Origin of the sequence: Novosphingobium beihaiense, from assembly GCF_022832375.1 — a bacterium.
In the GTDB taxonomy this organism is placed as follows: domain Bacteria; phylum Pseudomonadota; class Alphaproteobacteria; order Sphingomonadales; family Sphingomonadaceae; genus Novosphingobium; species Novosphingobium beihaiensis.
Genome location: NZ_JALHLG010000012.1, coordinates 1 through 11,308 on the forward strand (window position 1 = coordinate 1; position 11,308 = coordinate 11,308).

General features: G+C 63.9%; 13 protein-coding genes. 11 read left to right on the forward strand and 2 right to left on the reverse strand.

The genetic code is table 11. The annotated features are described in order from the left end of the window. Positions 1-120: 120 nt before the first annotated feature. The 5 genes from MTR66_RS10580 (at position 121) to MTR66_RS10600 (ending at position 4,851) form a co-directional block, all read left to right on the forward strand. Positions 121-1,659: a peptide chain release factor 3 gene (locus MTR66_RS10580; protein ID WP_243920731.1), complete on the forward strand. Its 1,539-nt coding sequence runs from the start codon at positions 121-123 to the stop codon at positions 1,657-1,659. Between the two features lie 68 nt (positions 1,660-1,727). Further along, a complete protein-coding gene (locus tag MTR66_RS10585) occupies positions 1,728-2,435 on the forward strand; it encodes an endonuclease/exonuclease/phosphatase family protein (protein WP_243920733.1) in 708 nt (235 codons plus the stop codon). A 151-nt stretch (positions 2,436-2,586) separates the two neighbouring features. After that, positions 2,587-2,925, forward strand: coding sequence for a P-II family nitrogen regulator (locus MTR66_RS10590; protein ID WP_007687500.1), 339 nt, complete (start codon positions 2,587-2,589; stop codon positions 2,923-2,925). A 14-nt stretch (positions 2,926-2,939) separates the two neighbouring features. Continuing rightward, positions 2,940-4,250: an ammonium transporter gene (locus tag MTR66_RS10595; protein ID WP_243920735.1), complete on the forward strand. Its 1,311-nt coding sequence runs from the start codon at positions 2,940-2,942 to the stop codon at positions 4,248-4,250. Positions 4,251-4,512: 262 nt separating this feature from the next. Beyond that, positions 4,513-4,851 carry a P-II family nitrogen regulator gene (locus MTR66_RS10600; RefSeq protein WP_243920736.1) on the forward strand — a complete coding sequence of 113 codons (339 nt, stop codon included), beginning with the start codon at positions 4,513-4,515 and terminating at the stop codon, positions 4,849-4,851. 13 nt (positions 4,852-4,864) lie between these two features. Here the strand turns inward: MTR66_RS10600 and MTR66_RS10605 are convergent, their stop codons facing one another. Beyond that, a complete protein-coding gene (locus MTR66_RS10605) occupies positions 4,865-5,299 on the reverse strand; it encodes a protein tyrosine phosphatase family protein (RefSeq protein WP_243920738.1) in 435 nt (144 codons plus the stop codon). Between the two features lie 298 nt (positions 5,300-5,597). Here MTR66_RS10605 and MTR66_RS21365 point away from each other — a divergent pair, with 298 nt between their 5' ends. The 6 genes from MTR66_RS21365 (at position 5,598) to queC (ending at position 10,757) form a co-directional block, all read left to right on the forward strand. Then, on the forward strand, positions 5,598-6,371 hold the full coding sequence (locus MTR66_RS21365) for a cold-shock protein (RefSeq protein WP_327194498.1): 774 nt from the start codon (positions 5,598-5,600) through the stop codon (positions 6,369-6,371). 135 nt (positions 6,372-6,506) lie between these two features. Further along, the gene (locus MTR66_RS10625; RefSeq protein ID WP_243920741.1) at positions 6,507-7,697 is read left to right on the forward strand and encodes an aspartate aminotransferase family protein; all 1,191 of its coding nucleotides are present in this window, start codon (positions 6,507-6,509) and stop codon (positions 7,695-7,697) included. Beyond that, positions 7,697-8,623 carry an ornithine carbamoyltransferase gene (gene argF / locus MTR66_RS10630; protein WP_243920743.1) on the forward strand — a complete coding sequence of 309 codons (927 nt, stop codon included), beginning with the start codon at positions 7,697-7,699 and terminating at the stop codon, positions 8,621-8,623. The genes MTR66_RS10625 and argF overlap by 1 nt, the downstream gene beginning before the upstream one ends. Further along, positions 8,620-9,528: an Hsp33 family molecular chaperone HslO gene (hslO, locus tag MTR66_RS10635; protein ID WP_243920745.1), complete on the forward strand. Its 909-nt coding sequence runs from the start codon at positions 8,620-8,622 to the stop codon at positions 9,526-9,528. The genes argF and hslO overlap by 4 nt, the downstream gene beginning before the upstream one ends. 69 nt (positions 9,529-9,597) lie before the next feature. Next, complete coding sequence (locus tag MTR66_RS10640; protein WP_243920747.1) at positions 9,598-10,011, forward strand: hypothetical protein; 414 nt, start codon at positions 9,598-9,600, stop codon at positions 10,009-10,011. A 50-nt stretch (positions 10,012-10,061) separates the two neighbouring features. After that, complete coding sequence (queC, locus tag MTR66_RS10645) at positions 10,062-10,757, forward strand: 7-cyano-7-deazaguanine synthase QueC (protein WP_243920750.1); 696 nt, start codon at positions 10,062-10,064, stop codon at positions 10,755-10,757. Between the two features lie 172 nt (positions 10,758-10,929). On the opposite strand, the gene MTR66_RS10650 is transcribed toward queC, so the two are convergent. Then, on the reverse strand, positions 10,930-11,308 hold a 379-nt coding region (locus tag MTR66_RS10650; RefSeq protein WP_243920752.1), incomplete at its 5' end, for an OmpA family protein.

Genomic DNA, 11,308 nt, shown 5'->3' on the forward strand with positions numbered 1-11,308 from the left:
ATCGAGACACGCTGACACCGGGCTAACGTGTCTCGACTTCGCTCGACACGAACGGTGGGGTGCAACAGTGATTGGCGCCAGACATTGCGGTAAGCCGCGCCCGCCAGTAAAGGCGCGCGGATGAGCAATTCGCGCCGTACTTTCGCTATCATCTCGCACCCTGACGCGGGTAAGACCACGCTGACTGAAAAGCTGCTGCTGCAGGGCGGTGCCATTCACCTTGCCGGCGAGGTGAAGGCGCGCGGGCAGGCGCGGCGGGCGCGCTCGGACTGGATGAAGATCGAGCAGCAGCGCGGCATCTCCGTCACCAGCTCGGTGATGACCTTCGAGAAGACCGCGCCCGACGGCAGCACGATCACGTTCAACCTGCTCGACACCCCGGGCCACGAGGACTTCTCAGAAGATACCTACCGCACGCTGACCGCCGTCGACTCGGCGATCATGGTGATCGATGCGGCCAAGGGGATCGAGCCGCAGACGCGCAAGCTCTTCGAAGTCTGTCGCCTGCGTTCGGTGCCGATCATCACGTTCATCAACAAGGTGGACCGCGAAGGCCGCGCCTGTTTCGATCTGCTCGACGAAGTGGCGGACAAACTCGCGCTCGACGTCTGCCCGATGTCCTGGCCAGTCGGCATGGGCGGGTTGTTCGAGGGTATTCTCGATATTGCCACCGGCAAAGTCAGCCGCCCCGAAGGCGGCAGCAAGGAATTCCTCGGCAAAGTCGATGAGAACGTCACGCTGCCCGAGGATGTGGGCGAGGAGCTGGAGCTGGCGCAGGCGGGCTATCCCGAGTTCGATCTGGAGGCCTATCGCAGCGGCGACCTGACGCCGGTCTACTTCGGCTCCGCGCTCAAGAACTTCGGTGTGGCCGAGCTGATCGACGCCATCGCGAAATACGCTCCGCCGCCGCGCCCGCAGCCGACGGAAGCCGGGCCAGTCGAGCCGGAGAACAAGGAAGTTTCCGGCTTCATCTTCAAGGTGCAGGCGAACATGGACCCGATGCACCGCGACCGCATTGCTTTCATGCGGCTGGTCTCGGGCACCTTCAAGCGCGGTATGAAGCTCACGCCCTCGGGGCTGGGCAAGCCGATCGCGATCCACTCCCCGATCCTGTTCTTCGCGCAGGACCGCGAGATTGCCGACAGCGCCGAGCCGGGCGATATCATCGGCATTCCCAACCACGGCACCTTGCGCGTGGGCGATACGCTTTCGGAAAAGAACCAGATCCGCTTCACCGGCCTGCCCAACTTCGCGCCGGAAATCCTGCGCCGCGTTGCGCTCAAGGATCCGACCAAGACCAAGCAGCTCCGCAAAGCGCTCGACGATCTGTCCGAAGAGGGCGTGATCCAGGTGTTCTATCCGGAGATCGGCTCGCAGTGGATCGTCGGCGTGGTCGGCCAGCTCCAGCTCGACGTGCTGATCTCGCGCCTGCAGGCGGAATACAAGGTGGAGGCGATGCTCGAAGCCTCGCCCTTCGATACCGCGCGCTGGATCAGGGGCAGCGATCAGGCGCTGCGCGACTTCGCCGAGTTCAACAAGATGAACCTCGCCAAGGACCGCGACGGCGACCCGGTGTTCATGGCCAAGTCCGCCTGGGACGTGGGCTATCAGCAGGAACGCAATCCCGATCTGACGTTTAGCGCCACCAAGGAGCGTTGAGTCTCCCGTTTGGAAATTGCAGGCACTCCGGCATAGAGTCTCTGCCGCCAGCAGACCGGGGCCTCAGCGTGCAGATCACTTTCGCCAGCTACAACATCCACAAGGCCGTCGGTCTCGACCGGCGGCGCGATCATGAGCGCATCCTGCGCGTCCTGCTGGAGATAGACGCGGATGTCGTCGCCCTGCAGGAAGTGGACCGGCGTTTCGGGCGGCGCATGGCGGTGCTGCCTCTCGATGCCATTCATGCGGCGACGGACTATGTGCCGGTGCCGCTCTCGATGAAGCCGGACAGTCTGGGCTGGCACGGCAATGCGCTGCTGGTGCGCAAGGGCATCGATCTGGTGGAGGCCGCGCCGGTGCCGCTGCCGGTGGTGGAGCCGCGCGGGGCGATTCGCGCCGATCTTCTGCTGGAGGGGCGCCGGGTGCGGGCGATCGGCATGCACCTCGATCTGTCGGGCCTGCGCCGCCGCCATCAGGTGCGCAGCGTGCTGGACCATTGCGCGGACTGCGATCACCACGTCCCCACCGTGCTGATGGGGGATCTCAACGAATGGTCGCAGCGGGGCGGGTGCCTGCGGGAATTCGATGGCGAGGCCTGGCGGGTGCTGTCTCCCGGGCGCAGTTTCCCCTCGCGGCGGCCGATTGCACGGCTCGACCGTATTATTGTTTCGCCGGAGTGGCAGGTTCTGGGAACCAATGTGCACCACAGCCCGTTATCGGCGACAGGTTCTGACCACTTGCCGGTCTTTGCCACGCTATCATTGCCCAAAAAATAGGCATGTGCTTACGAATCGGGCGATATAACGTGCCTGTTTTGCGTCCATTCGGGTGAGGGCGCCTTGAATCTTGCCAGTTGGTAAATTGGCATACCCTTTGCTTCTGTCTTCCTCAGCCGGCGCTGGGGCCGGTGACAAACAGGGGATAGGCATGAAGTTCATCATCGCCATCATCAAGCCCTTCAAGCTGGACGAGGTGCGTGAAGCACTCGGCGCGATCGGCGTCGCCGGCATGACCGTTTCCGAGGTCAAGGGCTTTGGGCGCCAGAAGGGCCAGACCGAGATTTATCGCGGGGCCGAGTATTCGACCAACATGCTGCCGAAGGTGAAGATCGAGGTCGCCGCGCCTGACGATCTGGCGCCGAAGATCGTTGAAACGATCCAGCAGGTTGCCAGCACCGAGGCCATCGGTGACGGCAAGATCTTCGTTCTCGACCTTGCTTCGGCCGTGCGCATCCGCACCGGCGAAGCCGGCGACACCGCGCTTTGAGGAGGCTTTCCACGATGAACCGCAAGATTCTCTGCGGCGCAGGCGCTCTGACCGCGTCGCTGTTCGCCGCCATGCCGGCCTGGGCCGAAGAAGCGGCCAAGGTCCCCAACCCCGGCAACAATGCCTGGATGATGACCTCGACCATTCTGGTCCTGCTCATGATCCTTCCCGGCCTTGCCCTGTTCTACGGCGGCCTGACCCGCTCGAAGAACATGCTCTCCACGATGACGCAGATCGGTGCCACCGCCGCGCTGGCCATGCTCATCTGGGTGATGTGGGGCTATTCGACCGCGTTCGGCCCGGAAGGCAATGCCTTCTTCAGCTGGGGCAACCTGTTCCTCGCGAACACCACGCCGGACAGCACGGCCGCCACATTCTCTGACGAAGTGATCAGCGAATACGTCTTCATCTGCTTCCAGATGACGTTCGCCGCGATCACTGCCGCCCTGATCCTGGGCGCCACTGTCGAGCGCATGAAGTTCTCGGCCGTGATGGTGTTCGTCGCCATCTGGCTGACGATCGTCTACTTCCCGATCGCGCACATGGTGTGGGCGGGCGGCGGCCTCATGTTCGAGTGGGGCGCTCTCGACTTTGCTGGCGGCACCGTCGTTCACATCAATGCGGGTATCTCGGCTCTCGTGGCCGCGCTGATCCTCGGCAAGCGCAAGGGCTTCCCGGCCGAGCCGATGCCGCCGCACTCGCTGACGCTGACCATGGTCGGCACCGGCCTGCTGTGGGTGGGCTGGTTCGGCTTCAACGCCGGTTCCGAGCTTGAAGCTGACGGCACCGCCGGTCTCGCCATGATCAACACTTTCGTCGCCACAGCTTCGGCCGGTCTGTTCTGGATGTTGGCTGAGCGTTTCTCGGGCCACAAGGGTTCGGCTCTGGGCTTCTGCTCGGGCATCGTCGCTGGTCTTGTCGCGGTGACGCCTGCGGCCGGTAACTCGGGCCCGTTCGGCGCGATCGTGCTGGGCGCCGTGGCTTCGATCATCTGCTTCTTCATGGTCTCGAAGGTGAAGCCCGCCCTCGGCTATGATGACACGCTGGACGCGTTCGGCATCCACGGCGTGGGCGGCATCGTCGGCGCCATCGGCACCGGCATCGTCTACTCCCCAGCCCTTGGCGGCCCCGGCGGTGACGACTTCGTGATGGCAAGCCAGGTCTGGATCCAGACCAAGGCCGTGTTGGTCTCGATCGGCTGGGCCGGTGTCGGCACCGTGATCGCGATCTACGCTGCCAAGCTGATCACCGGGCTGCGTGTTACCGAGGAAGTCGAGCACGAAGGTCTCGACATCGGCGAACACGGCGAGCGCGCCTACAACTAAGATCTTACGAGTTTGGCGGCGGCGGGTACTTCCTCCTCTCCTCCCACCCGCCGCCGTCAGCAGATGTTCCTCCTGCGAACACAAACTCAATGGGCCGGAGCCAGCCGCTCCGGCCCTTTTTTCTTTGCCAACCGGTGTGGTGCGCCGGTTTTTCTTTGTGTGTGCTGCGGCGATATGAGAAATACGGCGTGGCTTGGCTCCGGCCGGTTTCGGGTTCCGGAGTTAAGGCAGGGTAACGCGCGGATCAGGGGGCAGGGCGCGCATGAAGTTCATCACCGCCATCATCAAGCCGTTCAAGTTCACCGATGTGAAGGATGCGCTCAACGCGCTGGGCGTTCCGGGGCTGACAGTGACCGAAATCAGCGGCTGCGGGCGCCAGCGCGGGCAGACCGAGGTCTATCGCGGCGCCGAATATGCCTCCAGCATGCTGCCCAAGCTCAAGCTGGAAGTGGCCGTTCCCGACGCGCTGGCGGCCAGAGCCGTGGAGGCCGTGTGCCAGGCCGCCAACAATCAGGAGATCGGTGACGGCAAGATCTTCGTCTTTGAACTGGCGGACGCCGTGCGCATCCGCACCGGCGAGCGGGGCGAATCCGCACTGTAAGGGCCGGGCGGGCTCAACCGCCCGCGGAGGCGGCCAGCATCTCGATCAACTGGCGCACCGGGGTGACGTCGTACCCGGCAGATGCCGCTTTCGAGGCGATGACGGTGGGGTTGTCGCCCGCCTTGGCGCGGGCCAGCGCCCAGAGCAGAGTGGAGCGCGTGCCGGAACGGCAATAGGCCAGGACTGGGCCCTGCGCGCTCTCCAGCGCTTCCAGCATGGCATCGACCTGGCCCTCGCTGAAGCCCGAATGGGTTACCGGGATCGCTACATAGTCCAGGCCCGCCTCGCGCGCGGCGGCCTCGATCGTGGCCCCGGCGGGCTGGCCGTCTTCCTCGTCTTCCGGGCGGTTGTTGATGATTCGCACGACTCCGAGAGCCTTGGCCTCGGCAATGGCATCGGTGCCGATCTGCGGGCTGGCGAAGACGGTGTCGGTGATCTGGCGAAACATCGTGTGCATTCTCCGTTGGCTGGCGGTCCGGGACGAGATGGTCCCCCGGTCCCGTGCATTTCAAGACCGGCTTGGCCGAACACGCAAGGCAAATCGCAGATCAGGATCGAAAGCGAATGGCGGGTGGTCCGAAATGGTCACGTATTTCTGTTCGCTATTGGTCAGGGACTCGTGTAAGAGATGTGATCGCAGGTGAGAGGCAGACTGCTGTTTGGTCTCTTGCTCTGTGCCTGGCGCGGTCTCGTCCACGTGTCCGGGTGAATGCTTTCAGGGCGCAGCGTAAGGTACGTTCGTAAAGATGGGTTTTGATAGAGGTCGTCGCGGAAGGGGACGCGATAAGCGGGATCGGTTTGGGGAGGACGATTTCGATCCGTTCTTCGGAGGACAGGATCGTTTCGGTGGCCAGGATCGCTTTGGCGGCGGCGGCGGTGATCGCTTTGGAGGCGGTGGAGACCGCTTCGGCGGTGGCGGCGGCTTCGGCGGCGATGATCGTGGCGGTTTCGGTGGCGGTGGCCCCCGTGGCGGCGGCGGTGGACGCGGCGGCTTCGGCGGCGGCGGCCCGCGTGGCGGCGGCATGCCCGCCCAGGTCGTTGGCCAGGGCAAGGGCGTCGTCAAGTTCTTCAACGGTGCCAAGGGCTTTGGTTTCATCCAGCGCGAAGAAGGCGGCGATGATGTGTTCGTGCACATCAGCGCGGTTGAGCGCGCCGGTCTGGAAGGTCTGGCCGAAGGGCAGCAGCTGGAATTCCAGCTTGTTGATCGCGGCGGCAAGATTTCCGCCAGCGACCTCGTGGTCGTCGGCGATGTGATCCCGGTCGCCAAGCGTGAACCGGCGGCGCCGCAGCGCCAGCTCACCGGCGAAAAGGCCACCGGCACGGTCAAGTTCTTCAATTCGATGAAGGGCTTCGGCTTCATCACCCGTGATGACGGCCAGCCGGACGCGTTCGTGCACATCAGTGCCGTCGAACGGTCGGGCATGTCCGGGCTCAACGAAGGTGACCGGGTGGAATTCGATATCGAGGTCGATCGACGAGGCAAGTACTCGGCGGTCAACCTTGTGCCGCATCAAGGTTGATCCGGCCTGCATGACCCCGGTTGTTTGACCGGGGAACTGCAAAAGTCTAAATGCGCGCAAATGGCGGCCTGCCAAGGGCCGCCATTTGTCGTTTCCGAACTTCAAATTCCCGTATCGTTTTCAAGGAATACCGACATGTCGATCACTCCGCTGATGCCCGTTTACCCCCGGTGCGGCGTGCGCCCCGTTCGCGGTGAGCACTGCCATCTTATCAGCGAGGACGGCCGCCGATTCCTGGATTTCGCCAGCGGCATCGCGGTGAATGCCCTGGGTCACTCGCACCCGGGCCTGATCGGCGCGCTGCAGCAGCAGGCCGGAACGCTGATGCACGTCTCCAACCTCTACGGCAGCCCGCAGGGCGAAGCGATTGCGCAGCGGCTGGTCGATCTGACCTTCGCCGATACGGTGTTCTTCACCAACTCCGGCGCGGAAGCGGTGGAATGCGCGATCAAGACGGCGCGCGCCTATCACCAGTCGGCGGGTAACGAGGACAAGTTCGAGCTGATTACGTTCAGCAACGCGTTCCATGGCCGCACGCTCGCCACGATCAGCGCGTCGAATCAGGAGAAGATGCACAAGGGCTTCTATCCGCTCCTGCCCGGCTTCAAGTACGTGGAGTTCAACGATCTGGAAGCGGCCAAGGCGGCGATCGGGCCGAATACGGCTGGTTTCCTGGTCGAACCGATTCAGGGCGAAGGCGGTATCCGCATCGCCACGGACGAATTCCTGCAGGGCCTGCGCGCGCTGTGCGACGAGCATGACCTGATGCTGATTCTCGACGAAGTGCAGAGCGGCGTCGGCCGGTCCGGCACGTTCTATGCCTATGAGCAGTACGGCATCGAGCCCGATATCATGGCCACGGCCAAGGGCATCGGCGGAGGCTTCCCGGTCGGCGCTTGCCTTGCCACCGAAAAGGCCGCGCGCGGCATGGTGGCCGGAACGCACGGTTCGACTTACGGCGGCAATCCTTTCGCCATGGCCGCGATCGGCGCGGTGCTCGATGTGATCCCGGACGAGGCATTTCTCGCCGACGTGCGCGCCAAGGGCGAACGGCTGCGGTCGCGCCTGGAACAGTTCATCGGCAATTATCCCGACCTGTTCGAGGAAGTGCGCGGGCGCGGCCTGTTCATCGGCATCAAGCTCAAGACCGAGCCGCGGCCTTTCGTGGCGCACATGCGGGACAACCACAATGTGCTGGCCGTGTCGGCGGGCGACAGCGTCATGCGCGTGCTGCCGCCGCTGGTGATCGATGACAGCCATATCGACGAATTCATGGAAAAGCTCTCGGCAGCGGCCGCCAGCTACCAGCTTGAGGAGGCCGGTTGATGGCGCGGGATTTCCTGAACCTTGCCGATGCCGGCGGCGACATGCTGGCGGCCATGATCAACGATGCGATCGACCGCAAGGCGGCGCGCAAAGCCTGGCCCAAGGCGCGGCCGGATGCCGATGCGCCGCTCGCCGGGCACGTGCTGGCGATGATCTTCGAGAAGAATTCGACCCGCACGCGCGTGTCCTTCGACATGGCGATGCGCCAGCTCGGCGGGTCGGCACTGATCATGGAAGCGGGCAGCACCCAGATCGGCCGCGGCGAAACCATTGCCGATACCGCGCGTGTGCTGAGCCGCATGGTCGATGCGATCATGATTCGCACCGACGATCACGCCAAGATCGAGGAGCTGGCGCACTATGCCGATGTGCCGGTGATCAATGGCCTGACCGATCTCTCGCACCCGTGCCAGATCGTTGCTGACCTGCTCACCATCGTCGAGCATGGCCATGCGCTGCCGGGCCTGCAGGTGGCCTGGCTGGGCGACGGCAACAACATGACCAATTCGCTGATCGAGGCGGCCGGGCTGATGAAGTTCACGCTCCGCGTCGGCGGCCCGGCGGGTTATGAGCCCGATGCGGACTTCATCGCGCGCGCACGCGCGGCGGGCGGCGAAGTGATCCTGACGCAGGACGCGCGCGAGGCCGTAGCAGGCGCACAGGTCGTGGTAACCGACACCTGGGTTTCGATGGGCCAGGCGGGCGGCGAGCAGCATGTTGCGGCGATGCAGCCCTATCAGGTCAACGCCGAGTTGATGGCGGCCGCCGCGCCCGATGCGAAGTTCCTCCACTGCCTGCCCGCGCACCGGAACGAGGAAGTGACCGACGAGGTGATCGACGGTCCGCAGTCGGTGGTTTGGGACGAGGCGGAAAACCGCATCCATGCGCAGAAGTCGGTGCTGCTCTGGTCGCTGGGCAAGCTGTGACCGAGGACTACCTCCTGCGCGAAAACGACACCGGTTTCGACCGGGTTCTGGCCTTTTCCGTTCCCGCGCGCCATGCGCGGGGGCGGGTGGTCCGGCTGGGGCCGGTGCTGGAAACGGTGCTGTCGGCGCACGACTATCCGCCGCTGGTCAAGCACTTGCTGGCCGAGGCGCTGGCGCTGACGGCGCTGATGGGCGCGCTTCTGAAGGAGGAGGGATCGCAGCTGACGATTCAGGCCCAGTCTGAAGGTGGGCCGGTCGATCTGCTGGTGTGCGATTATCGCGACGGGGAAGTGCGCGGCTATCTCCGGCATGACGACGCAGCGGTCGCGGCGCTGGGCGATCAGCCCTCCCTGGAAGAGCTGTTCGGTAAGGGCTACCTTGCCATCACCTTCGATCTGGCGGCGACCAATGACCGCTATCAGGGCGTGGTGCCGTTGGAAGGCGCTTCGCTGGCGCAGGCTTGCGAATCGTATTTTGCGCAATCGGAACAGATCCCTACGCTGATCCGGATCTCCGTGCGGCACAACGGCCCGCGCTGCATGGCGGGCGGCATATTGCTCCAGCACTTGCCGGACAGCGAGGAAGGCAAGGAACGGCTGCACGCGGGGGAAGATCACCCGGATTGGGAGCACGTTTCGATCCTCGCGGGCAGCATTACGCGGGAGGAACTGGCCGATCCCGCGCTTACCATGGAAGAGCTGGTCTGGCGGCTGTTCCATGAGGAAAAGGAAGTCCGTGTCGAACCGCTCACGCTGCTGCAACGGGGATGCCGCTGCACGGTGGAGCACTATCAGTCGATCCTGTCGCGCTTTCCCGAAGACCAACGGGCGGAAATGCGGGATGAAGACGGTACGATTCCCGTCGATTGCGCTTTCTGTTCGAAAGTTCTTCGCGTCCCTGCTTGAGCGCTGTTTGCTTGGCCAGGTGCTTGAATTCCGGCGGCCTGCTAACGATACAAGGACAGGATAAGTATCGTGTTCTGGGAAACTATGTTGAAGCGTGGCACTGTGCCTTTTGCGATTGCAGCCATTGGGGCTCTTGCTGTTCCGGCGTTCGGGCACGGGCTGGGCATGCTCGATCAGCTTGAAACCGGCGCCTGGGAACTGCGCGAGCGGGGCCAAGGCGGGGAGGTGCATAGACTGTGCCTCGACAATGGGCGCAAGCTGATCCAGCTGCGGCATCAGGGCATGGCGTGTTCCCACGTCGTCGTCGATGACAAGCCGGACGAGGTCACGGTGCAATATACCTGCAAGGGCCGGGGCTATGGCCGCACGCATATCCGGCGTGAAAGCAGCGGCCTTGTCCAGATCGACAGCCAGGGCATTGTGAACGGCCTGCCCTTTTCGTTTTCGGCCGAAGGCCGCAAGGTTGGCAAGTGCGGTAACTGAGCGGGCAAGAGGCAGTTGTCAGGGCGCTTCCGGCGGCGTAGCCGGGGGCTATGCAGACTCCTTCATCCTCTCAGACCCGGCAGGCCGTCGTGCTCTTGTCCGGCGGCCTCGATTCCATGGTTTCGGCAGGTCTCGCGCGTGAGTCCGGCTTTGCCATCAATGCGCTTACCATCGATTACAACCAGCGCCATCGCTGCGAGATCGAGGCCGCGGGCAGGATCGCCCGGCATCTGAATGCCCAGCGCCATGTGGTGCTGCCGCTCGATCTCAGGCAGTTCGGCGGTTCCGCGCTGACCGATGACATCGCCGTTCCCAAGGAAGGCGTGGGGCCGGAAATTCCGGTTACTTATGTGCCCGCGCGCAATCTGGTGTTCCTGTCGCTCACGCTGGCCTGGGCCGAGGCGATCGGGGCCAGTGACATCTTCATCGGCGTCAACGCGCTCGATTATTCGGGTTATCCCGATTGCCGCCCCGAATTCATCTCGGCGTTTGAAAATATCGCCGAATTGGCCACCAAGGCGGGCGCCGAAGGGCAGCAGCTTAAGATCCATGCCCCGCTGCAATACCTGGGCAAAGCAGACATCGCGCGCGAAGCCCACCGGCTTGGCCTTGATGCCGGGATGAGCTGGTCTTGCTACGATCCGCAGCCCGGCGGGCGCGCTTGCGGGCTGTGTGACAGCTGCCGGTTGCGCAAGGCGGGTTTCGCCGAAGCGGGCCTGACCGACCCCACACCCTACGCGGCCTGAAAGGCTATTGCGAAATGCGCTGAGGCGCATTTCGCCGCACTGGGCTGGCTCAATGAAAAAGCGGCGGAGGCGATAAGGCCTCCGCCGCTTTTTCTATGCGCAGTCTTCGCACGCAAAAGAAAAGGGGCCCGGATTTCTCCGGACCCCCAATCTGTAACCGTTGCCGGTTCGCTTACATGCCCGAACCCGGACCGTAAGTGATCTCGACGCGGCGATTCTGCAGCTCGCGCACACCGTCAGCGGTGGGAACGCGCGGGTTGCTTTCACCGAACGCCTGGCTCGAAATCGAACCGTCGGGAATGCCGTGGCTGGTCAGGTACGACCGGACCGAAGCGTTACGACGCTCCGAAAGGCCCAGGTTGTACTTCACCGTGCCCGAACGGTCGGTGTAGCCGGCCAGCATGATCGGCACGCTGTCGCAGTTGCCGTAAGCGCTGATCGCGCTGTCAAGGATGGTCGCGGCCTCCGGCGTGATGTCCGACTTATCCCAGTCGAAGAACACGATGTACGGACCCTTGTTGCAGACCACTGCCGGCGGCGGGGGCGGCGGG